Annotated in this window: 31 protein-coding genes; 19 read left to right on the forward strand and 12 right to left on the reverse strand. The window is 68.5% G+C overall.

Annotated elements, in window-relative coordinates:
* Positions 1–93 precede the first annotated feature (93 nt).
* Complete coding sequence (locus ACWEH3_RS20140; RefSeq protein WP_450016429.1) at positions 94–1,026, forward strand: RNA polymerase sigma-70 factor; 933 nt, start codon at positions 94–96, stop codon at positions 1,024–1,026.
* 29 nt (positions 1,027–1,055) lie between these two features.
* Positions 1,056–2,099, forward strand: coding sequence for a hypothetical protein (locus ACWEH3_RS20145; RefSeq protein WP_450016427.1), 1,044 nt, complete (start codon positions 1,056–1,058; stop codon positions 2,097–2,099).
* 182 nt (positions 2,100–2,281) lie between these two features.
* Here the strand turns inward: ACWEH3_RS20145 and ACWEH3_RS20150 are convergent, their stop codons facing one another.
* The gene (locus ACWEH3_RS20150; protein ID WP_450016425.1) at positions 2,282–2,446 is read right to left on the reverse strand and encodes a hypothetical protein; all 165 of its coding nucleotides are present in this window, start codon (positions 2,444–2,446) and stop codon (positions 2,282–2,284) included.
* Between the two features lie 83 nt (positions 2,447–2,529).
* Here ACWEH3_RS20150 and ACWEH3_RS20155 point away from each other — a divergent pair, with 83 nt between their 5' ends.
* Both ACWEH3_RS20155 and ACWEH3_RS20160 read left to right on the forward strand, forming a co-directional pair.
* Positions 2,530–3,216: a TetR family transcriptional regulator gene (locus ACWEH3_RS20155; RefSeq protein ID WP_450016423.1), complete on the forward strand. Its 687-nt coding sequence runs from the start codon at positions 2,530–2,532 to the stop codon at positions 3,214–3,216.
* A gap of 166 nt (positions 3,217–3,382) precedes the next feature.
* Positions 3,383–4,540 (forward strand): acyl-CoA dehydrogenase, encoded by a 1,158-nt coding sequence (locus tag ACWEH3_RS20160; RefSeq protein ID WP_355073573.1) that lies wholly within the window; start codon positions 3,383–3,385, stop codon positions 4,538–4,540.
* Between the two features lie 339 nt (positions 4,541–4,879).
* Here the strand turns inward: ACWEH3_RS20160 and ACWEH3_RS20165 are convergent, their stop codons facing one another.
* Positions 4,880–5,101: a hypothetical protein gene (locus tag ACWEH3_RS20165; RefSeq protein WP_450016421.1), complete on the reverse strand. Its 222-nt coding sequence runs from the start codon at positions 5,099–5,101 to the stop codon at positions 4,880–4,882.
* Positions 5,094–5,288: a hypothetical protein gene (locus tag ACWEH3_RS20170; protein WP_450016419.1), complete on the reverse strand. Its 195-nt coding sequence runs from the start codon at positions 5,286–5,288 to the stop codon at positions 5,094–5,096. Before ACWEH3_RS20170 ends, ACWEH3_RS20165 begins: the two co-directional genes overlap by 8 nt.
* Positions 5,289–5,303: 15 nt before the next feature.
* Between ACWEH3_RS20170 and ACWEH3_RS20175 the strand changes: the two genes are divergently transcribed.
* The 3 genes from ACWEH3_RS20175 to ACWEH3_RS20185 all read left to right on the forward strand — a co-directional run bounded on the left by ACWEH3_RS20175 (position 5,304) and on the right by ACWEH3_RS20185 (position 6,196).
* Positions 5,304–5,711 (forward strand): DUF5753 domain-containing protein, encoded by a 408-nt coding sequence (locus ACWEH3_RS20175; protein ID WP_450016505.1) that lies wholly within the window; start codon positions 5,304–5,306, stop codon positions 5,709–5,711.
* Positions 5,708–5,914, forward strand: coding sequence for a DUF397 domain-containing protein (locus tag ACWEH3_RS20180; protein ID WP_450016417.1), 207 nt, complete (start codon positions 5,708–5,710; stop codon positions 5,912–5,914). Before ACWEH3_RS20175 ends, ACWEH3_RS20180 begins: the two co-directional genes overlap by 4 nt.
* 75 nt (positions 5,915–5,989) lie before the next feature.
* Positions 5,990–6,196 carry a DUF397 domain-containing protein gene (locus ACWEH3_RS20185; protein ID WP_450016415.1) on the forward strand — a complete coding sequence of 69 codons (207 nt, stop codon included), beginning with the start codon at positions 5,990–5,992 and terminating at the stop codon, positions 6,194–6,196.
* 103 nt (positions 6,197–6,299) lie between these two features.
* On the opposite strand, the gene ACWEH3_RS20190 is transcribed toward ACWEH3_RS20185, so the two are convergent.
* Together ACWEH3_RS20190 and ACWEH3_RS20195 are read right to left on the reverse strand one after the other, a co-directional pair.
* Positions 6,300–6,584, reverse strand: a complete 285-nt coding sequence (locus ACWEH3_RS20190; protein ID WP_397280147.1) for a GNAT family N-acetyltransferase — start codon at positions 6,582–6,584, stop codon at positions 6,300–6,302.
* Positions 6,585–6,630: 46 nt separating this feature from the next.
* Positions 6,631–7,989, reverse strand: coding sequence for an FAD-binding oxidoreductase (locus tag ACWEH3_RS20195; protein ID WP_450016412.1), 1,359 nt, complete (start codon positions 7,987–7,989; stop codon positions 6,631–6,633).
* A 225-nt stretch (positions 7,990–8,214) separates the two neighbouring features.
* On the opposite strand from ACWEH3_RS20195, the gene ACWEH3_RS20200 reads away from it, so the two are divergent.
* Both ACWEH3_RS20200 and ACWEH3_RS20205 read left to right on the forward strand, forming a co-directional pair.
* Positions 8,215–8,544 carry a hypothetical protein gene (locus ACWEH3_RS20200; RefSeq protein ID WP_450016410.1) on the forward strand — a complete coding sequence of 110 codons (330 nt, stop codon included), beginning with the start codon at positions 8,215–8,217 and terminating at the stop codon, positions 8,542–8,544.
* Positions 8,545–8,604: 60 nt separating this feature from the next.
* The gene (locus ACWEH3_RS20205; RefSeq protein ID WP_450016408.1) at positions 8,605–9,114 is read left to right on the forward strand and encodes a GtrA family protein; all 510 of its coding nucleotides are present in this window, start codon (positions 8,605–8,607) and stop codon (positions 9,112–9,114) included.
* Between the two features lie 368 nt (positions 9,115–9,482).
* Here the strand turns inward: ACWEH3_RS20205 and ACWEH3_RS20210 are convergent, their stop codons facing one another.
* Genes ACWEH3_RS20210 through ACWEH3_RS20220 form a run of 3 tightly spaced genes read right to left on the reverse strand, consistent with a single transcriptional unit; the run spans position 9,483 to position 11,438 of the window.
* On the reverse strand, positions 9,483–10,136 hold the full coding sequence (locus ACWEH3_RS20210; RefSeq protein WP_379252129.1) for a Type 1 glutamine amidotransferase-like domain-containing protein: 654 nt from the start codon (positions 10,134–10,136) through the stop codon (positions 9,483–9,485).
* 7 nt (positions 10,137–10,143) lie between these two features.
* A complete protein-coding gene (locus ACWEH3_RS20215; protein ID WP_450016405.1) occupies positions 10,144–10,980 on the reverse strand; it encodes a maleylpyruvate isomerase family mycothiol-dependent enzyme in 837 nt (278 codons plus the stop codon).
* A complete protein-coding gene (locus tag ACWEH3_RS20220) occupies positions 10,977–11,438 on the reverse strand; it encodes an HIT family protein (protein ID WP_450016403.1) in 462 nt (153 codons plus the stop codon). Before ACWEH3_RS20220 ends, ACWEH3_RS20215 begins: the two co-directional genes overlap by 4 nt.
* 406 nt (positions 11,439–11,844) lie before the next feature.
* On the opposite strand from ACWEH3_RS20220, the gene ACWEH3_RS20225 reads away from it, so the two are divergent.
* The 5 genes from ACWEH3_RS20225 to ACWEH3_RS20245 all read left to right on the forward strand — a co-directional run bounded on the left by ACWEH3_RS20225 (position 11,845) and on the right by ACWEH3_RS20245 (position 15,965).
* Entirely contained in the window at positions 11,845–13,050 is a 1,206-nt protein-coding gene (locus ACWEH3_RS20225) for a Re/Si-specific NAD(P)(+) transhydrogenase subunit alpha (RefSeq protein WP_450016401.1), read from the forward strand.
* A complete protein-coding gene (locus ACWEH3_RS20230; protein WP_063023007.1) occupies positions 13,050–13,364 on the forward strand; it encodes an NAD(P) transhydrogenase subunit alpha in 315 nt (104 codons plus the stop codon). Before ACWEH3_RS20225 ends, ACWEH3_RS20230 begins: the two co-directional genes overlap by 1 nt.
* On the forward strand, positions 13,364–14,794 hold the full coding sequence (locus ACWEH3_RS20235) for an NAD(P)(+) transhydrogenase (Re/Si-specific) subunit beta (protein ID WP_450016503.1): 1,431 nt from the start codon (positions 13,364–13,366) through the stop codon (positions 14,792–14,794). Before ACWEH3_RS20230 ends, ACWEH3_RS20235 begins: the two co-directional genes overlap by 1 nt.
* Positions 14,795–15,031: 237 nt before the next feature.
* On the forward strand, positions 15,032–15,778 hold the full coding sequence (locus ACWEH3_RS20240) for a proline-rich domain-containing protein (RefSeq protein ID WP_450016399.1): 747 nt from the start codon (positions 15,032–15,034) through the stop codon (positions 15,776–15,778).
* 22 nt (positions 15,779–15,800) lie between these two features.
* Positions 15,801–15,965, forward strand: coding sequence for a hypothetical protein (locus tag ACWEH3_RS20245; protein WP_450016397.1), 165 nt, complete (start codon positions 15,801–15,803; stop codon positions 15,963–15,965).
* Between the two features lie 5 nt (positions 15,966–15,970).
* Here the strand turns inward: ACWEH3_RS20245 and ACWEH3_RS20250 are convergent, their stop codons facing one another.
* Positions 15,971–17,323 (reverse strand): MFS transporter, encoded by a 1,353-nt coding sequence (locus tag ACWEH3_RS20250; RefSeq protein ID WP_450016395.1) that lies wholly within the window; start codon positions 17,321–17,323, stop codon positions 15,971–15,973.
* Positions 17,324–17,710: 387 nt separating this feature from the next.
* On the opposite strand from ACWEH3_RS20250, the gene ACWEH3_RS20255 reads away from it, so the two are divergent.
* Both ACWEH3_RS20255 and ACWEH3_RS20260 read left to right on the forward strand, forming a co-directional pair.
* Positions 17,711–18,664, forward strand: coding sequence for an AraC family transcriptional regulator (locus ACWEH3_RS20255; protein WP_450016393.1), 954 nt, complete (start codon positions 17,711–17,713; stop codon positions 18,662–18,664).
* Positions 18,661–19,083, forward strand: coding sequence for an acyl-CoA thioesterase (locus ACWEH3_RS20260; RefSeq protein ID WP_450016391.1), 423 nt, complete (start codon positions 18,661–18,663; stop codon positions 19,081–19,083). The genes ACWEH3_RS20255 and ACWEH3_RS20260 overlap by 4 nt, the downstream gene beginning before the upstream one ends.
* 12 nt (positions 19,084–19,095) lie before the next feature.
* Here ACWEH3_RS20260 and ACWEH3_RS20265 read toward each other — a convergent pair whose 3' ends face one another.
* The 3 genes from ACWEH3_RS20265 to pdhA are packed head-to-tail and all read right to left on the reverse strand — an operon-like array spanning position 19,096 to position 22,690.
* Positions 19,096–20,568 carry a dihydrolipoamide acetyltransferase family protein gene (locus ACWEH3_RS20265; protein WP_450016389.1) on the reverse strand — a complete coding sequence of 491 codons (1,473 nt, stop codon included), beginning with the start codon at positions 20,566–20,568 and terminating at the stop codon, positions 19,096–19,098.
* A gap of 29 nt (positions 20,569–20,597) precedes the next feature.
* Positions 20,598–21,581 (reverse strand): alpha-ketoacid dehydrogenase subunit beta, encoded by a 984-nt coding sequence (locus tag ACWEH3_RS20270; RefSeq protein WP_450016387.1) that lies wholly within the window; start codon positions 21,579–21,581, stop codon positions 20,598–20,600.
* The gene (pdhA, locus tag ACWEH3_RS20275; protein ID WP_450016385.1) at positions 21,578–22,690 is read right to left on the reverse strand and encodes a pyruvate dehydrogenase (acetyl-transferring) E1 component subunit alpha; all 1,113 of its coding nucleotides are present in this window, start codon (positions 22,688–22,690) and stop codon (positions 21,578–21,580) included. The genes ACWEH3_RS20270 and pdhA overlap by 4 nt, the downstream gene beginning before the upstream one ends.
* A 148-nt stretch (positions 22,691–22,838) precedes the next feature.
* Here pdhA and ACWEH3_RS20280 point away from each other — a divergent pair, with 148 nt between their 5' ends.
* From ACWEH3_RS20280 to ACWEH3_RS20290, 3 genes are read left to right on the forward strand one after another with little or no spacing between them, the layout of a single operon-like run.
* Positions 22,839–23,330, forward strand: coding sequence for an Lrp/AsnC family transcriptional regulator (locus ACWEH3_RS20280; RefSeq protein ID WP_450016383.1), 492 nt, complete (start codon positions 22,839–22,841; stop codon positions 23,328–23,330).
* A 43-nt stretch (positions 23,331–23,373) separates the two neighbouring features.
* Complete coding sequence (locus tag ACWEH3_RS20285) at positions 23,374–24,012, forward strand: antibiotic biosynthesis monooxygenase family protein (RefSeq protein WP_450016381.1); 639 nt, start codon at positions 23,374–23,376, stop codon at positions 24,010–24,012.
* 20 nt (positions 24,013–24,032) lie between these two features.
* Complete coding sequence (locus tag ACWEH3_RS20290; RefSeq protein ID WP_450016379.1) at positions 24,033–24,839, forward strand: SDR family oxidoreductase; 807 nt, start codon at positions 24,033–24,035, stop codon at positions 24,837–24,839.
* The last annotated feature ends 54 nt before the right edge of the window (positions 24,840–24,893 follow it).

Genomic DNA, 24,893 nt, shown 5'->3' on the forward strand with positions numbered 1-24,893 from the left:
GGCGATCCGCCGAACTGCGAGCGGCGGCGAGCGCCGGGTCCGTGTTCCGACCTTCCGATGAGCCGGATCGAACTACCGATAGAAGAGGACCTCATGGAAGCAACCAGTGGAGCCGGTGCGCAACGCGACAGTGGTGACCACGCCACCGCCGTGGCGACCGAAACGTTCCTCGCCCACCGCAACCTGCTGTTCACCGTCGCCTACGAAATGCTCGGTTCGGTGGCCGACGCCGACGATGTCTTGCAGGAGACCTGGATGCGCTGGGTCGGCGTCGACGCGGCGCAGGTCACCGAGCCGCGCGCCTACCTGGTCCGGATCACCACCCGGCAAGCGCTCAACCGGCTGCGCTCGGTGAAGCGCCGCAGGGAGGCATACGTGGGCTCCTGGCTGCCGGAGCCGCTGCTCACCACACCGGATGTGGCCGCCGACGTCGAGCTCGCCGAAAGCGTGTCGATGGCGCTGATGCTCGTGCTCGAGACATTGACACCGACCGAACGTGCGGTGTTCGTGCTGCGCGAAGCATTCGGGTTCGGCTACGACGAGATCGCGGCCGCGGTCGACAAGACGCCCGCCGCCGTCCACCAGATCGCCCACCGCGCCCGCCGCCACGTCGAAGCCCGTCGTCCGCGCCGATCGGTCACCGCGCGCCAGGCCGAGGCGGCCGCCGAGGCGTTCCGGCGCGCGCTCGAGACGCGTGACGTGCGAGGACTGCTCGACGTGCTCGCCCCCGACGTCATCGCCATCAGCGACGGCGGAGGTATCAAACAGGCCACGCCACGGCCGGTCCTGGGCGCCGAAAAGGTGGCCCGCTTCATCGTCGGCGGCCTCACCAAGAACGATGTCGCGCTCACCGTCGAATCGACCACGGTCAACGGCAGCCCCGCGCTGGCTCTGCGCATGGACGGGGAACTGGACGGCGTCCTCGCGATGCGCGTCGAGGACACCCGTATCACCGGCCTCTACTACGTGCGCAACCCGCAGAAACTGACCCACGTCGATTCGCAGACCCCGCTCACCCTGCGATGAACACCGACCCCACCGTTCGAGGAGTAGACATGACCACGCGAGCCCCGCTCGCCGACACTTTCCCGTCGCGATGGCCGACAGTGGCCGGAGCGGTCGCCCTGCTCACGGCGATCGTCAGCGTGCTGCTCATCGCCTTCGCCTGGCCGTCGGCGCGGTCATCGGTACACGATGTGCCGATCGCCGTCGCCGGTCCGGCCACCGCGGTCGCCCAGATCCGCACGGCACTCGAGCAACGGCTGCCGGGCGGCTTCGAGATCACCGAGGTCCCCGACACCGCGGCCGCGGAAACGCTGATTCGTGACCGGCGGGTGTACGGGGCGATCGACCTCGGCTCCGGTGCTCCCGAGGTAATCGTCGCCTCCGCCGCGAGCACCGCGGTCGCCCAGACTTTGCAGGGCATCGCGAGCGGCCTCGCGCAGGAGGGGAAGCCCGGCACGGCGGTCCGCGACCTCGCCGCCCTGCCCGCCGACGACCCGCGCGGCGCGGGCTTGGCGGCAGGCGCACTGCCCCTGGTCATGGGTGGTCTGCTGGCCGCGGTGCTGCTGACCCGGCTGGTGCGCGGCACCGCCCGTCGGGTTACCGGAGCGCTCGCCTTCGCGATCACCGGTGGCCTGGCCGTCGCTGCGATCCTGCAGTTCTGGCTCGGCTCGCTCAGCGGTTCCTACCTCGCCAACTCCGGCGCCGTCGCTCTGTCCATCGCGGCCACCGCTTCGGCTGTTCTCGGGCTGGAGGCGCTGCTCGGCTACGCCGGGATCGGAATCGGCGCCGTGATCATGATGCTCATCGGTAACCCGCTCTCGGGTACCGCGACCGCACCCGAAATGCTGCCCGGCTGGTCCGGCGCGCTCGGCAGGCTCCTGCCGCCCGGTGCCGGTGGCCGGTTGCTGCGCTCCACCGCCTTCTTCGACGGTCGCGGAGCCACCCAGGCCGTCCTCGTCCTGCTGGCCTGGCTCGCGCTCGGCCTCACGCTGTGCCTGGTCAGCGGGCTGCGCGCGCGCCGTGCCGCCATCGGCGCGGCGGGACTTCGAGGTGCCGCAACGCCGGCCGACATGTCGGCAACCCTCGGGAGCTGACCAGACGAAGGGCATGCGGTCGATGCTTGTGCACGCTGATCGGCTGCGCGCGAATGAACGGGGGGTCGATCAGCGTGTTCACCGACACATCAAGGACCGAACCACGGCAGCATCGGAGCCATCACGGTCGCCACGTCGGCGACGGGGTCCTCGCTCGAGTCGGTGCTGCGTTATCTCACCCGCTATGCCGAGATCGGCTCGAACAACGCGATCGGCCGGGATTCCGGCACGGCCGCCGTTGCGGTATAACGCGCGGCGCGCGCCCTGGTCACCGCGACGATCGCGGCAACGCCGGTTGGGAGCACGGTCGGTCTCGCCGAGACGCGGCCACTGCGGTCGAGCCCCATCGACCTGGTGATACGGCGGCGGACCGCGAAAGCTTCCGGTGTCGGGGACTCGCGCTCTCGGCCGCTGACTACGGTGTGAGGTCGTGACTACAGGGGATATCGCTCGGACGCGGGGAGGCGACGAAACCGCGCATTTTCGGCTCACGGTGGTGGATCAGGCGCTGCGGTTGTTCGCCGAGAAGGGGTACGAGGCGACGACCGTCGACGAGATCGCGGAGGCGGCCGGCATCTCCCGGCGCACGTTCTTCCGGCAGTTCCGGTCGAAAGAGGACGTGATCTTCGCCGACCACGAGTCCCAGCTGGCACAAGCGGAGGAGTTCCTCGCCGCCTCGCGAGAGGACCCGTGGGAGGCGGTGTGCTCGGCGGTGGTGCAGGTGTTCGAGCGGTTCACGCAGTGGCGGGAGATCGCGGCGCGGCGTTACCAGGTGGTCCGGCGGGTGCCCGCGCTGCGGGAGCGCGAGATCGTCACGGTGTTCCGCTATGAACGGTTGTTCACCGACTACCTGCGTGAGCGGCTGCCCGACGTTCCCGATCTGGCCCGGGTGCAGTTCACCGCCGCGGTGACGGCGACGCACAACTATCTCCTGCGCCGCATGGTGCGCGGCGAGTCGGACGCGGGCGCCGCGGACCTGCGGATGGAGCTGGCCGCCATCCCGCGCGGCGCCGGGCGTACCGCGAGCGCGGACGAGCTGGTCGTCGCGGTGTTTCCCCGTGACATCGCGCCGAAGCAGATCGCGGACCTGCTGGTCCGCAAGCTCGGCAACCTGTGAACCGGATCGAAGTGCGACCGATCTGACACTGAGTGCCACGTCATCTCCCCACGTAATCGGCGTCCATATGGGTATACTCGATTCATATATGGCACTGAGTGCCGAGATGCTGCTTTTGTTCGACGGAAAGCGGCGCCGACCACCGACGATCAGGAGTGAAGGCCCCATGGCGGGAAACCCCGATTTCGACCTGTTCAAGCTCGAGGACTTCCACGACGAACTACGCGAAGCGATCCGCGCCCTCGCGGAGAAGGAGATCGCCCCGCACGCGAAGGACGTCGACGGCAACTCCCGCTTCCCGGAGGAGGCGCTGACCGCGCTCAACGCCTCCGGCTTCAACGCCGTGCACGTCCCCGAGGCCTACGGCGGCCAGGGCGCCGACTCGGTGGCCACCTGCATCGTGATCGAAGAGGTCGCGCGCGTCTGCGGTTCGTCCTCGCTGATCCCCGCCGTCAACAAGCTCGGCACCATGGGCCTGATCCTGAACGGCTCCGAGGAGCTGAAGCAGAAGGTGCTGCCGGACATCGTCAACGGCGAGATGGCCTCCTACGCGCTGTCCGAGCGCGAGGCGGGCTCCGACGCGGCAGGCATGCGCACCCGGGCCAAGCAGGAGGGTGACGACTGGATCATCAACGGCTCCAAGTGCTGGATCACCAACGGCGGCAAGTCCTCCTGGTACACCGTGATGGCGGTGACCGACGCGGACAAGGGCGCCAACGGCATCTCGGCCTTCCTGGTGCACAAGGACGACGAGGGCTTCGTGGTCGGCCCGCTGGAGCACAAGCTCGGCATCAAGGGCTCGCCCACCGCCGAGCTGTACTTCGAGAACTGCCGGGTGCCGGGTGACCGCATCGTCGGCGAGCCGGGCACCGGCTTCAAGACCGCGCTGCAGACCCTCGACCACACTCGCCCCACCATCGGCGCGCAGGCCGTCGGCCTGGCCCAGGGCGCGCTGGACGCGGCCATCGCCTACACCAAGGACCGTAAGCAGTTCGGCAAGTCGATCGCCGACTTCCAGAACACCCAGTTCATGCTCGCCGACATGGCGATGAAGATCGAGGCCGCCCGCCTCATGGTGTACACCTCGGCCGCCCGCGCCGAGCGCGGCGAGAAGAACCTCGGCTTCATCTCCGCCGCCGCCAAGTGCTTCGCCTCCGACGTCGCCATGGAAGTCACCACCAACGCCGTCCAGCTGTTCGGTGGCGCCGGTTACACCACCGACTTCCCGGTGGAGCGGATGATGCGTGACGCCAAGATCACCCAGATCTACGAGGGCACCAACCAGATCCAGCGCCTGGTGATGAGCCGCGCCCTGCTCAAGTGAGGTTGTGGTAGATCGCCGGATGTTCGGGCGCGCCCGAAACCGTCTCTCGAGACGTCGAGGCATAAGCCGCCCGAACATCCTGTCGATCACACCGCGCGCCCGCTGTCGGCTCGACGGCACCAAATAGGTGCGCACCTGAAACCCGGATCACCGGGACGTCCCGATGCCTGCGCTTCGCCAGGCCCAGAGTCGGCCCCATCCCAGGCGCGCCCCCTCTCTCGAAGCGATGCAGCCACGAGTGGCACATGGTTGCGGCAAAACGCGAGTGACCCTCTCGCTGGTGTGCCACTCGTGGACGCATGTCGCGGACTTTGCCGGGGCGACGTCGGTGGGGCGCTGTCAGGGCTCCAGGTAGAGGCGTTCGCACGGGAGTCTGGGGTAGTCGTCGGTGGTGTCTGTGGATACTTCCACTGCGTCGTGCCAGTACCGGGCGCGCCATTCCTGGACGAAAAGGCATGCGGCCGTTACGCAGGCGACGAAGTCCAGGCGGGCTCCGTGCCAGAACACCGACAGGTGCACATCCGGCTCCGACGGGATCGGGGAGACTGCGCGGTCAGGCATATGCGATCACCCGTCGACCGCGCGCGAGCTTCGCGGCCACGCAATGGCGGATCGCCGCGACGACCACGCAGCCGGAAGGGCGAAATGCCGTGTCCGGGCGTAGTATCCACGCGCGGAACTTGGTCCCTCGGTCGGCAGGGCTCGGCAGCGCGATCATGCCGCCGTAGCGGATGATGGACACGTTCAAGCGAAGCGCCAATCGCTGATCACACGCAAAACGAAACCCGTCACTGTGAATGCGATTCTTCGAGAGTCGGTGCTACGCGGGATGGTCGGTGATGAGCGCATCATGTCGGCCCAGCTCCGCCATCTGGTGGACCTCATGGGGCTGCCCAACGTCACGATCCGCGTGCTCCCGTTCTCGGCCGGATTTCCCATGGGTGTGGCCGTAGGGCCATTCGTGATCTTGAAGTCGGGGGGTGACAGCAAGCGACAGCCGAAGGAGCCTACAGTTGTCTACGTTGAGAGCTTCACGGGCGATTTGTACCTGGAGAAGCACAGCGCTGTGAACCGGTATCTCGATGCCTACCGGCGGTTCGAAAGCGCGGCGCTGGACCCGGATCAGAGCAAGAACCTGCTCCGGCAGATAGCAAGGGAGTATGCACCGTGAATACCGATCTCTCCGAGGCGAAGTGGTTCAAGAGCAGCTACAGCGGGGCTGACAAAGCATGTGTCGAAGTCGCCTTTCTCTCGAGAGGCCATGTCGGCGTGCGGGATTCCAAGAACCCGGCCGGTCCAGCGCTTATGTTCTCGCCTGGCGAGTGGGACGCTTTCACCGCTGGGATAGCACGCGGCGTATACGAATGCCCGTGAAGCGAGCGAACGTGCGGCGCTGGACCCGGATAGCTCTACAACCTGCTCCAACAGATAGCACGGGAGTATGAAGCCGTGAAGACCATTCTTTCCCAGGCGAAGTGGTTCAAAAGCAGCCGTAGCCAGGCCGGTAAGGAGTGCGTGGAGGTTGCTTTTCTCGGCGAAGGCTTGGTCGGCGTACGCGACTCGAAGAACCCGACCGGCCCAGCGCTGGTCTTCACGCCCGGCGAGTGGAACACCTTCACCACTGGCATCACCGGCGGCGACTTCAAGCGACCCTGAACCCACCATCAGCCCGCTGGCACACTTTCGCGAGTGGCACATGGCTGTGGCAAAACGCGAGTAGACCTCTCGGTGGTGTGCCACTCGCGGCGCTTGGGTGTGTTTACTTCACCAAGTCGGCGTATTCGCTGTGTTGGGTGATGTACTGCTCTACGTACCAGCAGGTGGGGATGACCGAGAAGCCTGCGGCGCGGGAGTCGGCGAGGGCGTATTCGACGACCTGGGCGGCGACTCCTCGGCCTCGGAATTCGGGGAAGGTCAGGGTGTGGTGGAAGTCGCGGACCTTGGGGTTTTCGCGTTCGGCGTAGTCGGCGTACCCGGCTAGGGTGTCGTCGATGTAGATCTCGAAGCGGGTATCGGCGACGTTGTGTTCGAGCCTGGTCGTCATGTCGGGGTAGAACTCCTTGTGCGTGGGGAATGTTCCGTCGCGGTGGTCACAGGATCGTGCCGGGGTTGAGGATGCCGTCGGGGTCGAGGGCGTCCTTGATGCGGCGGGTCAGGGCCATGACGTCGGGGCCGAGTTGGTCGGGCAGCCATGCCTTCTTCAATCGTCCGACGCCGTGTTCACCGGTGATGGTGCCGCCGAGGGCGATGGCGAGATCCATGATCTCGCCGAAGGCGCGGTTCGCTCGCGCGGTGTGGTCGGCGTCGGCGGGGTCGTGCACGATCAGCGGGTGGGTGTTGCCGTCGCCCGCGTGCGCGATCACCGACACTGTGACCTCGTTGCGCGCGGCGATTTCGGCGACGCCGCTCACCAAGTCGCCGAGCCGGGGCAGCGGAACGCCGACGTCCTCGAGCAGCAGCGGCCCGAGCTTTTCCACGGCCGGGATCGCCAGACGTCGGGCGGCCGTGAACGCTTCACCTTCGGCCGGGTCCTCGGTGTGGAAAACCTCTGTCGCGCCTGCCTTCTCGCAGGCCGCCGCCATGATCTCGGCCTCGCGCCTGGCGAATTCGCCGGGTGCGTCGGAGCGCGCGACCAGCAGCGCGGCCGCATTCCGGTCCAACCCCATCCGCAGCTCGTCCTCCACGGCGTTGATCGACACCGAGTCCATGAACTCGAGCATCGACGGCCGCAGTTCGCCGGTGATGGTCAGGATGGCCTCGGTGGCGGCGGTGAGCGTGGCGAAACTGGCGACGACCGTGCTCTGCGGCGGTTGGGCGGGCAGCAGCCGAAGCGTCAGCTCGGTGATCACCCCCAGGGTGCCCTCGCTCCCGACGAACAGCTTCGTCAGCGACAGCCCGGCCGAATCCTTCAAACGCGGACCGCCGAGCCGCACGACGGTGCCGTCGGCGAGCACGACCTGCATGCCGAGCACGTAGTCGGTGGTGACGCCGTACTTCACACAGCACAGGCCGCCCGCGTTGGTCGCGGCGTTGCCGCCGATCGAGCAGATCTCGAACGACGACGGGTCCGGCGGGTACCACAGCCCGTGCTCCGCGACCGCGCGCTTGACCTCGGCGTTCAGCAGGCCGGGCTGCACCACGGCGGTCCGGGTCACCGGGTCGACGGAGATTTCCCGCATCCGCTCGGTGGTCAGCACGATCGCACCGTCGACGGCCGTCGCGCCGCCGGACAACCCGGATCCGGCCCCGCGCGGAATCACCGGGACGCGATGCGCGCCGGCCCACCGCAGCGTCGCGGCCACGTCGTCGGTGCTGGTGGCACGCACCACGGCCAGGGCGGTGCCCGCGCCCGGATCGCGCGCCCAGTCCTGGCGGTAGCTCGCCAGCAGGTCGGCGTCGGTGAGCACCGCGCCGTCGGGGAGCGCGGCGATCAAGTCATGCAGGTCCACCACTTCACGCTAGCTCCCCGTGCGCGATATTTGCTGATCGGTCGACCGTGCGTGTGTGGCGAACGGAAGGCCTGGCATGTGATGTCAGCCGCCACAGTGGTATTACCGCCTACGGGAGACCAGAATGCCGACAGAGGCTTGACTGTTCGGGGCATCGAGTTCTCCTGGCGCCGCCACGTCGTGGCGCCGGAAGTCCATGCGGTTCGCCGCGGAGCACTTGGAGGGATGGAACGGATGCAGGGCGAGCAACCGAGTCGCCGGGAACTGGTCGCCGCGATGTTCTCCAGCGAGTTCGTCGAGGACGGTATCGACCCCGACGTGCTGCGCCGGGTGCACGCGGGTGAGCACGAGGAATGGCTGACCGCGCTGGACCGCTCCGGTGTCTTCGACAAGGAGACCCGCGCCGAGCTGGCCGACCTCTGGCGGCGCGAGCCCCGCGAGTTGCTGGAGGCGCTGCTGGCGGACGCGGACGATGTCGCGCGACGGCGATGCCTGGCGGCATGGGCGAGCCTGGACCACGCCGCGGACGACCCGGGCCGGGCGCAGATCGGCTGAGCCACCCGGCGGTCGCCGCCTGCTCATCTGCCGGACATCTGCCGCTGGCACGCTGGTCGCGTGCACGAGCTGTCCGAGACCGCCGACACCATCGCCGATCGGTTCACCCGCTGGTGCGAGTCGGTCGTGCGCCGGATGCCGTTCGGGCTGAACCGTCTCGTCCCGCCGACCTTCCTGGGCTTCGCGCTGATCAACAGCGGCACCTTCGCCGTCGACTTGGCGCTGCTCACCGTCCTGCACGGCTGGTTCGAGCTGCCGGTGTGGTCGTCGGTGACGGTGGCATACGTGTGCGCGTTCGGGCTCAGCTTCGTGCTCAACCGCACCTTCAACTTCCATTCCCACGCGCCGGTCGGCAGGCAGGCCGCGGTGTATGTCGTGGTGGTGGTGGTCAACTACCTCGCGTTCATCCTCGGCATCGGCAGCGGGCTCACCGCCCTCGGCGTGGAGTACCACGTGTCCCGGTTGCTGGCGGGCGCGTGCGAGGCCGTCTACATGTACAGCGCCATGCGCTGGGTGGTCTTCCGCCGCGCGGTCGAGCCGGAACGGGAGCTGGCGCCCGACGCGATGTGAGGTGTCGACGGTGGAGATGTGCCGCGGACACCTGTATCGCGCCACGAGGAGGCCGCGACCCGGCTGAGTGGCCGCCGGTCCGGACGGCTCGCCCTGAATCGACGGACATCGATCGCCGAGGTCGATCGCCGCTCGGCTGTCGGACAACGGCTGTGGGTCAATCCATGGGTCGCCACCGCTACCGGTCGCCAGGGGGTCCGTGCGACGACGAGCGCCGAGCCGTCTCGATATACGGAATCGGCGTTGCGCCTGACGGGACGGGCGATCTCACCGCCGCGATCGTGGCACTCGACCTCGACACTCGGCCGCTTGCAGCGAGAGCATGTCCATCGTCGTGGCGGATGGCGATCCCGAACGGCGGCTGGAGTTCACGACGCCACCGGACTGATCAGCACTTCGGTGCGCGCCCCGTCGACGACGATCACGTCGTCGTCGGTCAGCGCCCAGTGCGCGACGCCTTCGGCGCGGTAACGAGCCGCGAGGCGAGTGCAGTCGCCTTCGGGGTCGGTGGCCGAATCGATGTGCGGCACGATCCGGCGGTTCACCAAACCCAGTCCGTCCCACTGCGGTTCGACGCCGCAGGCGGGAGCGACCTCGGCCGGATCGTCCACCGCATCCAGGCCGTGCAGATCCGGGGTCAGCACGCAGGCCCCGGCGCTGTAACCGGCGTAGACGAGCGCGTCGGCGGCGAGTAGCCGGGGCAGAACGCGATCCGCGCCGCTGCGGGCGAACTGCGCGCGCAACACGAACGTGTTGCCGCCGCGCACCCACACGAGCGGGAACTCCGCCAGCTTCCGTTCCAGCTCGGCTTCCCGGCCGACGTACTCGCGCAGGTCGAGCACCTCGGGCTGGTAGCCGAGTTTGCGCAGCGGCGCCAGGTCGCTGGTTACCGCACCCGCCCACGCCTGCGGCCAGGCGTCGCAGGCATTGGGGATCAGCGCGACCCGGCCGGGCGGGCCCGCGAGCGTGACGAGCCGGTCGTAGTGCGCGCCGAACCGGTAGCTGGACAGGAACAGTCGCACCGGCGGCTCAGATGGTGAAGGCCAGGTGACGGACGAGGCGCCGCCCGAGTTCGTCGTCGCCCTCGACGGTGATCTCGCTCGAGTGCTCCTCGGCGCTCGTCCGGCCGCCGCCGAGACGCACGAAAAGCCGCGAGTCCAAGCCGACCTCGACGGTGGCCGGTCCGTCGAACGCGTCCACGTAGTTCGCCCGGCCCGCCACCTGAATGCGCAGGGTCCTGGCCAGCGGACCGGTCAGCGCGAAGGCGATCCGCGCGCCCTCCGGCGCTTCGCCCTTCTTCGCCACCACGCGCGGAATGCTGGCCGCGAACTCGTCGAACGCCAACTCGCCGCGGGGACCGCCTTCCTCGACCCGGACCCCGAGCGCGTCGGCGATGTCGAGTTCGTGCATCCAGCAGTCGAACAACCGCACTCGCATGAACCTGCCGTAGGTCACCTGCCCGATCGGCGTGACCGTCTCCTTCTCCCATTCGGCGTCGCCCATGGCCGCGAGCGCCGCGCGCCTGCGGTCGATGACGTCGCGATAGAACGCGAGCAGGCGGGCCCCGGACAGCGGGCGCAGCCGGTCGACCCAGATCTCGTTGAGCACCGCGGTCTCGTTGCGCACGTAGGGCAGCGTGCGCACGTCGGTCTTGGCCTTGGTCGGATCGTGCGCGGGCGGCCGGTCACCCAGCAGAAAGGATTCGGTGCCGATGATGTGGGCGACGACGTCGAACACGGTCCAGCCCGGCAGCGACGACGGGGTGCGCCAACGATCCTCGTCCAGCGGAGCGATCAGCGCGTCGATCGCCTCCCACTGCCTTGACAGCAGGTCGATCAGCGTGGCGCGATCGAACGTCTCGGTCATCCCTCGTTTTCCTTTTCCGGGCCGGTGCCCTCGTTGTCCAATGCCGCGATGCCTTCCCGGATGGCCGCGGCGGTGGATATCGGATCGTGCGGGCGGCGCAGGAGAAAGCCCTTCGCGAATCGCAGCGTGTCGCCGTGTCTGCGCGGGATCACGTGCAGGTGGACGTGCGGGACGGTCTGGAACGCCGCCGTTCCGTCGTTGAGCACCAGATTGGCGCCGTCGGCGGCGAGGCGGCTGCGCCGGATGGCCAGGGCGAGCCGATGACCGGTCCGGAAGATCTGCGCACCGAGCTCGGCGTCGAGGTCCTCCAACTCGGCGGCGTGCCGCTTCGGTATGACCAGCGTGTGCCCGCGGGCGACCGGCCGGACGTCGAGAAACGCGCACAGCGTGTCGTCCTCGTACACTTTCGCCGCCGGTGCCTCGCCTGCCACGATGCGGCAGAAGACGCAGTCGTTCACACGCTGGACCATACGGCGTACGAGCCGAGCGGAACACCCCGGATCGCCGATCGGCATGACGCACGTCACTATGCTGCTGTGGGCCGGGCGTCCCACCAGGTGCCCAACCTCGAGGTTGGTAACGAACTTCTCCGTACGGTCTTGCCGTGTTCACCTGCGGAGACCACGATCACACAGCGAAAAGGAAAAACGGTGGACGCCGCTCGGCGGTCGGCGGCTCCCTCGGTGGCGACCGAGGAACTCCGGCGTCCTGGCGCGATCCGTCCGGCGTGTGTGATGGGCATCTCAGCTAGGCTCACGGCGGGCCAGGTACAGTTGCGAGGATTTGGGCGAACTTACTCATCAGTAACATCGTCCGGTCGTCTGCCCGTTGCCTGAAGCTCAGTAAGAGAAGGAAGTCTGACAAGTGGAGACAACGCAGAGCGTAGGCGATCTGTCGCCGCGCGGCGCGCGTGTCGGTGTCGTTCGCGAATCCAACGCGGGCGAGCGACGTGTCGCTTTGGTGCCGAAAATCATTCCGAGCCTGGTGAAACAGGGTGTGGAAGTAGTCGTCGAGTCCGGGGCCGGGAAAGGCGCGCTGATTCCCGACGAAGCCTATGTGGAGGCGGGTGCGTCGATCGGCGATCCGTGGTCGGCGGATGTGGTGGTGAAGGTCGCTCCGCCCAGTGACGCCGAGGTGGGCAAGCTGTCGTCGGGGCAGACGCTGATCGGTTTCCTCGCGCCGCGCAATGCCGAGAATCAGATCGGTGCGCTGAAGTCGGCGGGGGTGCAGGCGTTCGCGGTGGAGGCGATTCCCCGGATCTCGCGTGCGCAGGTGATGGACGCTTTGTCCTCGCAGGCGAATGTGGCGGGTTATAAGGCGGTGTTGCTGGCGGCGTCGGAGTCGACGCGGTTCTTCCCGATGTTGACCACGGCGGCGGGCACGGTGAAGCCGGCGACGGTGCTGGTGCTCGGTGTGGGTGTCGCGGGCTTGCAAGCGCTGGCCACCGCGAAGCGTCTGGGTGGGCGGACCACCGGTTACGACGTGCGCCCTGAGGTGGCCGATCAGGTGCGGTCGGTGGGTGCGCAGTGGCTGAATCTGGGCATCGATGCCGCCGGTGAGGGCGGGTACGCCCGTGAGCTCACCGACGAGGAGAAGGCGAAGCAGCAGCAGGCGCTCGAGGACGCGATCAAGGGCTTCGACGTGGTGATCACGACCGCGTTGGTGCCGGGTCGTCCCGCGCCCCGGTTGGTGACCGCGGCCGCGGTGGAGGGTATGAAGCCCGGCAGTGTGATCGTGGACCTGGCGGGAGAGACCGGCGGTAACTGCGAGCTGACCGAACCGGGCGAGGTCGTGGTGAAGCACGAGGTGACCATCGCCTCGCCGTTGAATCTGCCCGCGACCATGCCCGAGCACGCTTCGGAGTTGTATTCGAAGAACATCGCGGCGTTGCTGGAGTTGATGCTGGTGGACGGCAAGCTCGCGCCCGACTTCAGCGACCAGGTGCTGGCGGATTCCTGCGTCACCCGTGAGCCGGACGCGCCCGAGGCGCCTGCCGAGGCGACGGGGGCTGCGGAGTCCGCCGAGGCAGCGGCTGTGTCGGAGACGACCGAGGCGAAGGTGAAGAACTGATGTATACCGAACTTTTGGCGAATATCGCGATCCTGGTGTTGTCGGGGTTCGTGGGTTTCGCCGTGATCTCCAAGGTCCCGAACACGTTGCACACGCCGTTGATGTCGGGCACCAACGCTATTCACGGCATCGTGGTGCTGGGTGCGCTGGTCACCTTGGGTAACGTGCAGGATCCCTCGATCCTGACCCAGATCATCCTGTTCGTCGCGGTGGTGTTCGGAACCCTGAACGTCATCGGTGGTTTCGTGGTTACCGACCGCATGCTGGGCATGTTCAAGAGCAAGAAGCCCGCTGCTCAGAAGGCGGGTGAATGATGCACACCTTCGACAACGTGACCTATCTGGTCAACGGTCTCTACATCGTGGCGTTCTCGCTGTTCATCTACGGTCTGATGGGCTTGACCGGCCCGAAGACCGCGGTGCGCGGCAACTTGATCGCCGCGGTGGGCATGGTGATCGCGGTGATCGCGACGTTGATCTCGATCCGCCACACCAGCAACTGGATTCTGATCGTCGCCGGTCTGGTGGTCGGTGTGGTGCTGGGTGTGCCGCCGGCGAAGTACACGAAGATGACCGCGATGCCGCAGCTGGTGGCCGCGTTCAACGGTGTCGGTGGTGGCACGGTCGCGCTCATCGCGTGGTCGGAATTCATCAACTCCCAGGGTTTCTCGCATTTCGACGAGGAGCCGACGGTGCACATCGTGATCGGGTCGCTGTTCGCGGCGATCATCGGTTCGGTGTCGTTCTGGGGTTCGTTGATCGCGTTCGGCAAGTTGCAGGAGATCCTGCCCGGCCGCCCGATCGGGATCGGGAAGTTGCAGCAACCGTTGAACTTGTTGCTGCTGCTGGGCGCGGTGGCCGCGGCGGTGGTGATCGGTGTCGGCGCCACGGGTGAGGGGGTGTCGCAGCTGTGGATGATCGCCGTGCTGGTGCTCGCGGGTGTGCTGGGGTTGATGGTCGTGCTGCCGATCGGCGGCGCGGACATGCCGGTGGTGATCTCGCTGCTGAACGCGTTGACCGGTCTGTCGGCCGCCGCGGCGGGTCTGGCGTTGAACAACACCGCGATGATCGTGGCGGGCATGATCGTCGGCGCGTCGGGCACCATCCTGACCAACCTGATGGCCAAGGCGATGAACCGGTCGATCCCGGCCATCGTCGCGGGCGGCTTCGGCGGCGGCGGGACCGCGCCGGGCGCCGGTGGTGGTGAGCAGAAGCAGGCCAAGGCCACTTCCGCGGCGGACGCCGCGATCCAGATGGCGTACGCCAACCAGGTGATCGTGGTCCCCGGCTACGGTATGGCGGTCGCGCAGGCGCAGCACGCGGTCAAGGAGATGGCTTCGCTGCTGGAGGCCAAGGGCGTGGAGGTCAAATACGCCATCCACCCCGTCGCCGGTCGCATGCCCGGGCACATGAACGTGCTGTTGGCCGAGGCCGAGGTGTCCTACGACGCGCTCAAGGAAATGGACGACATCAACGGCGAATTCAATCGCACCGACGTCGCCCTGGTGATCGGCGCCAATGACGTCACCAACCCGGCCGCCCGCGAGGACTCCTCGAGCCCGATCTACGGCATGCCCGTGCTCAACGTCGACCAGGCCAAGTCGGTGATCGTGCTCAAGCGCTCCATGAACAGTGGTTTCGCCGGAATCGACAACCCGCTGTTCTACGCCGACCACACCTCCATGCTGTTCGGCGACGCCAAGAAATCCGTCGGAGCAGTCACCGAAGAACTCAAGGCTTTGTAAGCCGAGCATTTCCGCGCAGTGCCCCCTTCGCCGTGGTGTGGAGGGGGCACTGTCGTAATTCGATGGACACCGTGCCGAGAACTCTCGCGAACCGAAGCCACTGCGCCGGTTGGCGAGTCGGTGCGGCGAACCGGGCGGTTTCCCACACGGCGGTAGGCGCACCGATCGGCTAGATTCCATGGGTTCGCCCGTCGCTTCTGTGCGCACGGAATCTAGCGAGACCCGGGGAGGGGATCCATGACCACACCACCGAATCAACCGTATCCAGGCCAGGCCGGCTATCCACAGCAGCCGCCTGCCGGTGCGCCGCAGGGCTTTCCGGGCCAGCCGGGAAATCCCGGTCAGCCGCAGGGTTATCCCCAGTCCGGCTACCCCGGTCAGCCGCAACCGGGCTACCCGCCGCAGGGTGGTTTCCCGCAGCAGCCGGGTTACCCCGGCGGGTTCCCGCCGCCCGGACCCCCGCCCCGACAGAATCGGGGCGGGAGCGGTATCGGCAAGATCCTCGGCATACTCGGCGTCGTCCTGGTGATCGGGTTGCTGATCGTTGGCGCTCGCACCGTGTTCCGCTCCGACGGCGAGAAGATCGAGATCGGTCAGTGCGCGAAGCTGTCGGGCACCACCATCAAGGCCGAGTTCGAAACCAAGGAATGCTCCGATGCCGAAGCCAATTACGTGGTGGCGCAACGGCTCGACGGGGCGAACGCGGACTGCGCCACCAAGGATTACGCCAGCTACTACCAGACCGGCGGCAACGAGTACACGCTATGCCTGCGACTGAACGTCAAGGAGGGCGACTGCATCGACGGCGGTTTCCTCGGCGCCAGCACGAAGGTGGCCTGCGGGTCGACGGCGGACTTCAAGATCGGCCGGATCGTGCGGGGCACCGCGGACAAGTCCGCGTGCGGAGCGAAGGCGACCGACAACGACACCATCGTCTACCCCAAGCCCGAGCCGATCACCCTGTGCCTGGTGCCGCCCAAGTAGCGGTTGGGGCTGGCTTGGAACTATGCCGAGCATCGGCGCGCGTCTGCTGCGGACCAGATGGTTCGTGCGCGCGCCGATCGCGGTGTTCCGGGGTCGGCTCGGCTTCCTGTTCGGCGGACGGCTCGAAGAAGCCACGAGCACGGCCATCGACCAGGTGCCGATGGTCGAGTTGGCCTGGAATTCGTGATCCGGTCAGCGTGGCGTGGCGACGACGCTCGCGTACGCGCAGCACAGCAGTACGGCGAGGATCGGCACCACCATCGCCGTGGTCAGCGACATCACGGCGGTGAGCCAGCCGATGACCGTGGGCCCGGCGAGCAAGCCGAGGTAGCCGACGCTGAACACCCGTGACATGTCGGTCGCGGCCGTGCGGGAACCCAGATTCCCCGCCGCGCTGAAGATCTGCGGGATGCCTCCGGCGAGTCCGAGCCCGGTCAACGCCCAGCCGAGCAGCGTCAGCGGAATCCACGGCGAGACGACGATCACGGCCAGGCCGATGGCCGCGAGGAGCGAACCGTAGCGCACCACCGCGACCCCGCCGAAGACGTGGCTGACCCGGTCGGTGGCGAACCGCCCGACCGTCATCGTGGTGGAGAAGGCGCCGAAGGCCAGTGCCGCGGTAGCAGCGTCGGCGTCCAGATGATCGCGCAGCTGCAGTGCGCTCCAGTCGGCGGCCACGCCTTCGGCCAAGAGCAGGGAAAAGGCGAGCACGGCCAGCGCGAGCACCTTTCGGCCGCGAGCGCGAGCATCGAGGGAGGTCGTGGCGGGAGCGCGCGATGATCGGTCTCGGTCGAGCCGGTCCGGCGACTGCGCGGTGGACGCCGCATCGGACCCTGTCGGCATGACGTCGTGCCCGGACGAATCGCCCTTGCGCGGCGACACCGTCGCGTCGTGTTCCAGTGCTGCGGCGTCGAGTTCGGTCGCGTGGACGGACGCGACGACGCCGCGGGACTCCGCCGTTTCCACTGCCGTTTCCCGCAGCAACCGCGGCACCAGCGTGAGGATCAGAGCGACGCAGCCCACCGCGGCGACGACCAGGGTCACTCGCGCATCCCAGCCCGCCCGGAGCGCGGCGGCTCCGAGCAGAGACCCGAGCAGTCCACCGCCGGAGAACAACGCGTGGAAGGCGGCCATGATCGGACGCCGGTAGGCCCGTTCCACATGCACCGCTTGAGTGTTCATCGACACGTCCAGGGCTCCGTTGCCGAAACCGAAGCAGGCCAGCGCGAGCGCCAAGGTGAACGGCCCGGTGGCGAAGCCGGGGCCGACCACCGCGACCGATCCGAAGCACGCCGCGGCACCGACCAATGTCCTGCTGCCGAACCGATCGGCGAGCGGACCCGCCAGTCGCATCCCGACGATGCCCGCGCCCGACATCAGCAGGATGAACATGCCCAGCGTCGATTTGGCGACCCCAGTGCGGTCGGTGACGACCGGAATGTGCACCACCCACATGGCGAGCAGGAAGCCGTTCAACGCGAAAACCGTGAATACCGCGGCACGCGCCACACGGAACTGACGATCGACCGTCGGGCTCAACACCATTTCGACGGTACCGAGAAAAGCTCCACCCCGACCGGACTCGCTCGCGAAATCGGCCCAGGGCGTCGTTGACCTGGTCGTGCGGCCGTGCGCGACGCTCGACACTGCGCGTCACGTCCGCGAGCGAGTCCTGGTTCACCATGTGAAACGCGTCACGGTGCCGGGACATTCCGGATTCCGCTGACCGCCGTCGCCATGACGTAGTCGGCGAAATCATTCGGGCTCCGGCCGAGCGCGACGCACTACCTCGGCGGGCTCGGCGTTGCGACCGTCGAGCACCGGTGCCGAACAGGCACGCCATGGCGGCGGGTAGCCCGGTATATCCGGCGCGGTCGAGACGGAACCTGGCGCAACGGCGTGTGACCATGCGTGATCGTCTACTGTGGACGGGTGGATGCGCTCGCCAGTCTGCTCGAAGGCCCTCGCGCTCGCGGCGCGTTCCTGATGTGTTCGCTGCTGGATCCGCCGTGGGCGCTGCGTATCCAGGACGAGGCTCCGCTCACCGTGCTGTCGATGATTCGCGGCGGCGCGTGGATCGTCACCGACGAGGGCGCACCGCGGCAGCTCGCCGCGGGGGACGTCGCGATCTTCCGTGGGCCCGCGCCGTACACGGTGGCCGACGACCCGGCGACCGAACCGCAGATCATCATCCATCCCGGTCAGGTGACGAAGACGCCACAGGGTGAAGTCCTCTGCGAGACACTGAGCCTCGGCGTCCGGCAGTGGGGAACCGACCCGGACGGCGCGACCTTGATGGTCACCGGAACCTACGAATCCGCGGGCGCGGCCAGCCGTCGCCTGCTGCGCGCGCTCCCGCCGGTGCTGGTATTGCGGCGCGGCGAGTTCGACAGCCGGGTGCTCGATTTACTGGTCGACGAGGTGATCAAGGACGAGCCCGCGCAGAGCGCGGTGCTGGACCGCCTGCTGGATCTGGTGCTGATCGCCGCGTTGCGCGCCTGGTTCTCCCGCGCCGACGCGCCCGGCTGGTACCACGCCTACGGCGACCCGCTGGTCGGCAAGGCTCTGCGCCTGTTGCAGCACAATCCGGCGCACGGGTGGACGGTCGCGGGCCTGGCCGAGGCGGTGGGGATGTCGCGGGCCGCGCTGGCGCGCCGGTTCACCGATCTGGTGGGTGAGCCGCCGATGGCGTTCCTCACCGAATGGCGGCTGGCGCTGGCCGCGGACCTGTTGCAGGAATCCGACGCCACCATCGAGGCCATCGCCCGTCAGGTCGGATACGGCAGCGCCTTCGCGCTGAGCACCGCGTTCAAACGGCACTTCGGGATCTCCCCGCGCGACCACCGGTTGGGCGTGACCGCCACTGAGCTATCGTCGGCCGGGTGACGCAGCAGTATCCGGTGCTCTGGCCGGTGCCGACTCGGTGGGCCGACAACGACCACTACGGGCACGTGAACAACGTGACCTACTACTCGTACTTCGACACCGCGGTCAACGCGTGGTTGATGCACGCCACCGGAACCGACATCCGTGACCTGCCCGCGCTCGGCGTGGTCGCGCAGACCTCCTGCCAGTACCTCGGCTCGATCAGCTTCCCGGATCAGTTGCGGGTCGGCCTGCGCATCTCCCGGCTCGGCCGCTCCAGCATCACCTACGATCTGGCCATCTTCCGCGAGGCCGACGATGCGCTCGAACTGGCCGCCACCGGTGTCTTCGTGCACGTCTACGTGGACGCCGAAACCCGCAAACCGGTCGAGATCCCGGAGGTCATCCGCGCCGCCGCGGCGGAGCTCGTCACGGACTGACCGGCGGGCGTGTCACACGCGGCTGAGCAAGGTGAGCGGGTCCTCCAGGAATCCCGCGACAGTGGCCAGGAAGCGGGCGGCGAGTTCGCCGTCGACCATGCGATGGTCGAAGCTGACGCCCAGGGTGGTCACCCACCGGATCGCGATCTCGTCGCGCACCACCCACGGCCGCCGGCGAATCGAGCCGAGACACAGGATCGCGGCCTCGCCCGGATTGACCAGCGGGACTCCGGCGTCCACGCCGAAGACGCCGACGTTGGTGATGGTGAACGTGCCGCCGCGCAGCTCGGCGGGCGTCGCGCTGCCCGCGCGCGCGGTGTCGGCCAGCCAGCCGATCTCGCGGGTCAGGTCGCGCAGGCTCAGGGTCTGCGCCTCTTTGATGTTCGGTACCAGCAGCCCGCGCTCGGTGGCCACCGCGATACCCAGGTTGACGTAGTGCTTGGTGACGATTTCCTGAGCGGCTTCATCCCAGCAGGCGTTCATGCCGGGGAAGTCGGCGAGCGCGGCGAGCGCCGCCTCGGCGACCAGCGGCAGCGGCGTCAAGGCCAGGCCCGTGAAGGATTTCGTACTGCGTAGATGATCGAGTAGTTCCATCGAGGCGGTGCAGTCCGCGGTGACGAACGTGCTGGCCTGGGGGATGGTGCGCGCGCTGGTCAGCATCGCCGCCGCGGTGCGTTTGCGGATGCCGCTGATCGGGGTGCGCTCCTCGCGGGCGGCCGGGCGCGCTCCGGCGTCCGCGACGGCGGGCGCGGTGGCCGGACGCGGCTGCGAGACGGGTACCGCGCCGCGCACGTCCTCGACGGTGACCGCGCCGCCTGGGCCGGAACCCGCGATGAACCACAGGTCCAGGCCGAGTTCGCGAGCCAGTTTCCGCGCGGCGGGTGTCGCCGCCGCCCGCGGCGCGCCGAGCGCGGTGCCCGGCTGCCGCTCGTGAACCTTTTCCGCCAGGCTCTCCGTGCCGTCGTACCGGGAGACGCCCTGCGCCTCTGCCTGGCTGTCCGCGCGGTCGGACCGCGAAACGCCCTGCGCCTCTGCCTGGCTGTCCGCGCGGTCGGACCGCGAAACGCCCTGCGCCTCCGCCTGGCCGTCCGCGCGGTCGGACCGCGAAACGGCGGGCTGTGCGGGAGGACGCCGCCGGGACGTCGCCTCCGCCTCAGGGCCGTAGCCGACCAAGACCGACCTGCGCCCCGTGTCGTTCGGCGTCTCTTCCGCTCCAGCCGCCTGTATGCGAATGAGCGGCGACCCGACCGCGACGGTGTCGCCCGGCCGCGCCAGCAATTCGACCACGCGGCCCGCGAACGGCGACGGCAACGAGACGACCGCCTTGGCCGTCTCCACGTCGGCGATGGCCTGGTTCAGCTCGACCGTGTCGCCCACGGCCACCTCCCACGACACCAGTTCGGCGTCGGTCAGCCCTTCGCCGAGGTCCGGCAGCCGGAATTCCAGCACGGACGCCGGAAGATCATGGCCGACCGAGTTTTCCACGCGGCACCTCTCACTACGGCGAGCCCGCCTCACGCGGCGAGGGAACGGTCGACCGCGTCCAGAATGCGGTCGGGGTCGGGCAGATGGTGCTTCTCGAGCTTAGCCGGGGGGTAGGGGATGTCGAATCCGCCGACGCGCAGCACGGGCGCTTCAAGGTGATAGAAGCAGCGCTCGGTGATGCGGGCGGCGATCTCCGCGCCGAGCCCGGCGAATACCGGCGCCTCGTGCGTGACGATCAGCCGCCCGGTCTTCGCGACCGACTCCTCGACGGTGTCGAAGTCGATCGGCGAGAGGCTGCGCAGGTCGATCACCTCGAGCGCGTGTCCCTCCTGCGCCGCGATCTTCGCGGCCGTAAGGGCGGTCGCCACGGTCCCGCCGTAGGCGACGACGGTCGCGTCCGCGCCTGTCGTGCACACGCGCGCGCGGTCCAGCGGCAGGCCGCCGTCGCGGTCGAGCGCGGCGAAATCGACGTCGGCCTTGTCCCAGTACCTGCGTTTGGGTTCGAAGAAGATCACCGGATCGTTCAGCGCGATCGCCGCGCGAATCATCGAGTACGCGTCGGCCGGGTTGCTCGGTGTCACGACGCGCAGCCCGGCGGTGTGCGCGAAATACGCCTCGGGCGATTCGGAGTGGTGCTCGACCGAACCGATGCCGCCGCCGAACGGGATGCGAATGGTCAACGGCGCGTTGACCTTTCCCTGGGTGCGATAGTTGATCTTGGCCACGTGCGAGACGATCTGGTCGAACGCGGGATAGACGAATCCGTCGAACTGGATCTCGCACACCGGCCGGTAGCCGCGCAGCGCCATGCCGAAAGCCGTTCCGATGATGCCGGATTCGGCCAGCGGCGTATCGATGACGCGATTGTCGCCGAAGTCCTTCTGCAACGTGTCGGTCACCCGGAACACTCCGCCGAGGCGCCCGATGTCCTCGCCCATCAGCAAGACCTTCGGATCGTCCTCCAGCGCGCGGCGCAGGCCGGTGTTGAGCGCGGCGGCGAAGGTGGTGATCATCGCGGGACTCCTTCTCCTCGTGCGGAGGGCCCGCCGGGATCGCCGGCCAGGTACTCCGCGTACGCCCTCCGCTGTTCGGTGATCAGCGGATGCGGGGTGGTGTAGACGTGCTCGAACAGTTCGCTCGGCGCGGGATCGGGCATGTCGATGGTCGCGCGGCGCACCACTGCCGCCATCTCGTCCGACCGCCGGGCAACCCGCGTGCCGAACGCGTCGTCCCAGTGGCCCTCGCGCTCGAGCAACCTGTGGATCCGGTCGATCGGATCGCGCCGCGCCCATTGCTCGGTCTCGGCGGCCGAACGGTAGCGGGTGGGATCGTCCGCCGTGGTGTGCGGACCCATCCGGTAGGTGAGCGCCTCGATGAACGACGGGCCGCCGCCGGTGCGCGCCCTCGCGACCGCCTGCCTGGTCACGGCGAGGACGGCGAGCACGTCGTTGCCGTCGACCTGCCTGCCCGGCATGCCGTAGCCGTACGCGCGGCGGGCGATCGGCGTCGCGCTCTGCACCCGCACCGGTGCGCTGATCGCCCACTGGTTGTTCTGGCAGAAGAACACCACGGGCGCGCTCCAGGTCGCGGCGAAGCCGAGCGCTTCGGCCAGATCGCCCTGGCTGCTGGCGCCGTCGCCGAAGTAGGCGATGGTGGCTGTCTCCGCGCCGTCCATGTGCGCCGCGAACGCGTAGCCGGTGGCGTGCAGGCCCTGCGAGCCGACGACGATATTGGGGTTGGTCATGTTCACCGCGTGCGGATCCCAGCAATGGTGTGCGGCGCCGCGCCACAGCCGGGTGAGATCGGTGGGCGGCACGCCACGGCAGTAGGCGACCGCCGTTTCGCGGTAGCTGCAGAACACGTAGTCGTCGGGATGCAGCGCGTGCGCGGAGCCGACCTGGGCGGCCTCCTGCCCGAGCATGGGCGCCCACAGGCCGAGCTGGCCTTGCCGTTGCAGCGCGGTGGCCTCGATGTCGATCCGGCGGGCCACCACCATGTCCTCGTACAGCGCCCGCAGGTCGTCCGGCCCGATGTCGGCGACCAGCGCGGCGTGCTCGCGATCGAGGACGCGACGGCCGTCCGGCTGTACCAGTTGCACCGGATACTCGGATTTGCCCGGCATGAGTGATCGCCTCCTCGCCAGGTGTTCGACAGGTCGGATTGTGTCCTATCTCACAGCATCCACTCCAATGCGAACTGCGCAAGTGGTCGGCCGGGGGATGGGCAGAATGCTCAATTGCGACCCGCGCGGTGGTGTCATACTGCGTGGTATGACCAGAGAAACCGCCGGCGTGAGCCTGGACGCCACCGACGCCAGGCTGTTATTGGAACTGGTCGCCAATCCCCGGGCGACAGGTGTCGAGCTGGCTACTCGGCTCGGTCTGTCCCGCAACACCGTGCAGGCTCGATTGTCCCGCTGGGAGGCCGGTGGTGTGCTGGGCAGCTTCGAGCGGCGCGTCGAGCCGCGCGCGCTCGGCTATCCGCTCGCGGCGTTCGTCGCGGTCGTCGTGGACCAGCACCGGCTGGATTCGGTGGTGGACGAACTGGCCGAGGTGCCCGAGGTGACCGAGGTGTGCGGCATGACCGGACTCACCGATCTCACCGTGCGGGTGGTCGCGCGGGACGCCGACGACCTCTATCGCATCGCCGGGCAGATCCTCAAGATCCCCGGCGTCGAGCGGACGAACATGGCGCTGGTGATGCGCGAGCTGGTCGGTCCGCGTACCGCCCCGTTGCTGGACCGCTTGGCGAAATCGGGCTGAATGCCCTTGACCTCGAGTGTGATCGAGGTTTCAGGATGGCGGCATGACGCATGACGGAATGACCGTGATCGATACCATCCGGCTGCCGCTCGACGGGGCGAACGAGTACATCGCGCAGTGGCGCGAGCGCGCCGGGAAGGTGAGCCGGGCACCGGGCTTCCGTTCCGCCCGGATGCACCGCGCGACCTCCGCCGACGCGCCGCTGCCGTTGGTCATGGTGGCGGAGTGGGACAGCGTCGCCGCCAGGGACGCGGCGCTGCGCGACTCCGCGTTCCGCGCGTCGGCCCGAGCCGCCGGTGCCAAGGCCGAGGTCGTCGGCAGCGAGTACCGGGTCGCCGCCGAATATCGCTCCGCCGTGCACTCGGACGGGCCCGGCATCACCTTCGTCAACGTCTTCGAACTGCCCGCCGAACACTTCGAGGAATTCCTGGCCCACTGGCGCACCAGGGCCGAGCTGATGAGCGCGGCCCCCGGCTTCCGCGACAATCGCCTGCACCGTGCGCTCGACCCCGCCGTGCGGTACACGGCGGTGAACGTGGCGCACTGGGACAGCGCCGCCGCATGGCGCAGCGCGACGGAGAATCCGGCGTTTCAGCGGCGGCTCGCCGCCGCGCCCGGGTTCGCCACCGCGCATCCGCAGCTCTACGAGGTGGTCGCGGGCTTCCCGGCGGAAGACCGGTGATGTCCCGCTAGGGTGCGGGGATGGAGATTTCGGGCAAAGTTGCCATTGTCACGGGGGCGGGCGCGGGGATCGGGGCGGCATTGGCCGCCCGGCTCGTCGCCGCCGGTGCGCGCGTGGTGCTCGCCGACCTCGACGGTGCGAGCGCGGCGCGGGTCGCGGACTCTCTCGGGGCGGATGCCGTCGCCGTCGGCGGGGACGTGGCCGACGAGGCGGTGATCCGCGCGTTGATCGAGCGCGCCGAGGCGCAGTTCGGGCCGGTCGATCTGTACTTCGCGAACGCGGGCATCGGCGGCGGCGCGGGTCTGGACAGCACCGACGAGCAATGGGCCGCGGCGCTCGAGGTCAACGTGATGGCCCACGTCCGCGCCGCGCGGCTGCTCGTCCCCGGGTGGATGGCCCGTGGTGGTGGTTATTTCGTCGGCACGGCGTCGGCGGCAGGGCTGCTCACCCAGCTCGGCTCGGCCCCCTACGCGGTGTCCAAGCACGCGGCCGTCGGTTTCGCGGAATGGCTGTCGGTCACCTACGGCGACCGAGGCGTGCGGGTGAGCTGCGTGTGCCCGATGGGTGTGGATACGCGGCTGCTGCGCGGCGGCCTCGTTCCGCCGGAGCACGCCGCCGAGGCGGAACTCGCGGTGAAGGCCGTCACCAGCGCGGGCGAGGTGCTGTCCCCGGAAGATGTCGCCGAGATCGTGCTCGCCGGGGTGACCGACGAGCACTTCCTGATCCTGCCCCACCCCGAGGTGCTGAAGATGTACCGCCACAAGGGCTCCGACTACGACCGCTGGATCGACGGCATGCGGCGCTTCCAGGCCACGCTCCAGGCCTGAGCAGCTGCCTCGCCTTCGCTCGGCCCGGTGCGGGCTGTGGACGGACTGCGTCCG

Source organism: Nocardia sp. NPDC004718 (assembly GCF_053601535.1).

What these genes read in the sequence shown, in the direction of transcription:
- ACWEH3_RS20140 (WP_450016429.1), top strand. Translation starts at nt 94, where the DNA reads ATGGAAGCAACCAGTGGAGCCGGTGCGCAACGCGACAGTGGTGACCAC.
- ACWEH3_RS20145 (WP_450016427.1), top strand. Translation starts at nt 1,056, where the DNA reads ATGACCACGCGAGCCCCGCTCGCCGACACTTTCCCGTCGCGATGGCCG.
- ACWEH3_RS20150 (WP_450016425.1), bottom strand. Translation starts at nt 2,446, where the DNA reads ATGGGGCTCGACCGCAGTGGCCGCGTCTCGGCGAGACCGACCGTGCTC.
- ACWEH3_RS20160 (WP_355073573.1), top strand. Translation starts at nt 3,383, where the DNA reads ATGGCGGGAAACCCCGATTTCGACCTGTTCAAGCTCGAGGACTTCCAC.
- ACWEH3_RS20165 (WP_450016421.1), bottom strand. Translation starts at nt 5,101, where the DNA reads ATGCCTGACCGCGCAGTCTCCCCGATCCCGTCGGAGCCGGATGTGCAC.
- ACWEH3_RS20190 (WP_397280147.1), bottom strand. Translation starts at nt 6,584, where the DNA reads ATGACGACCAGGCTCGAACACAACGTCGCCGATACCCGCTTCGAGATC.
- ACWEH3_RS20200 (WP_450016410.1), top strand. Translation starts at nt 8,215, where the DNA reads ATGGAACGGATGCAGGGCGAGCAACCGAGTCGCCGGGAACTGGTCGCC.
- ACWEH3_RS20215 (WP_450016405.1), bottom strand. Translation starts at nt 10,980, where the DNA reads ATGACCGAGACGTTCGATCGCGCCACGCTGATCGACCTGCTGTCAAGG.
- ACWEH3_RS20230 (WP_063023007.1), top strand. Translation starts at nt 13,050, where the DNA reads ATGTATACCGAACTTTTGGCGAATATCGCGATCCTGGTGTTGTCGGGG.
- ACWEH3_RS20235 (WP_450016503.1), top strand. Translation starts at nt 13,364, where the DNA reads ATGCACACCTTCGACAACGTGACCTATCTGGTCAACGGTCTCTACATC.
- ACWEH3_RS20240 (WP_450016399.1), top strand. Translation starts at nt 15,032, where the DNA reads ATGACCACACCACCGAATCAACCGTATCCAGGCCAGGCCGGCTATCCA.
- ACWEH3_RS20245 (WP_450016397.1), top strand. Translation starts at nt 15,801, where the DNA reads ATGCCGAGCATCGGCGCGCGTCTGCTGCGGACCAGATGGTTCGTGCGC.
- ACWEH3_RS20250 (WP_450016395.1), bottom strand. Translation starts at nt 17,323, where the DNA reads ATGGTGTTGAGCCCGACGGTCGATCGTCAGTTCCGTGTGGCGCGTGCC.
- ACWEH3_RS20270 (WP_450016387.1), bottom strand. Translation starts at nt 21,581, where the DNA reads ATGATCACCACCTTCGCCGCCGCGCTCAACACCGGCCTGCGCCGCGCG.
- pdhA (WP_450016385.1), bottom strand. Translation starts at nt 22,690, where the DNA reads ATGCCGGGCAAATCCGAGTATCCGGTGCAACTGGTACAGCCGGACGGC.
- ACWEH3_RS20280 (WP_450016383.1), top strand. Translation starts at nt 22,839, where the DNA reads ATGACCAGAGAAACCGCCGGCGTGAGCCTGGACGCCACCGACGCCAGG.
- ACWEH3_RS20285 (WP_450016381.1), top strand. Translation starts at nt 23,374, where the DNA reads ATGACGCATGACGGAATGACCGTGATCGATACCATCCGGCTGCCGCTC.
- ACWEH3_RS20290 (WP_450016379.1), top strand. Translation starts at nt 24,033, where the DNA reads ATGGAGATTTCGGGCAAAGTTGCCATTGTCACGGGGGCGGGCGCGGGG.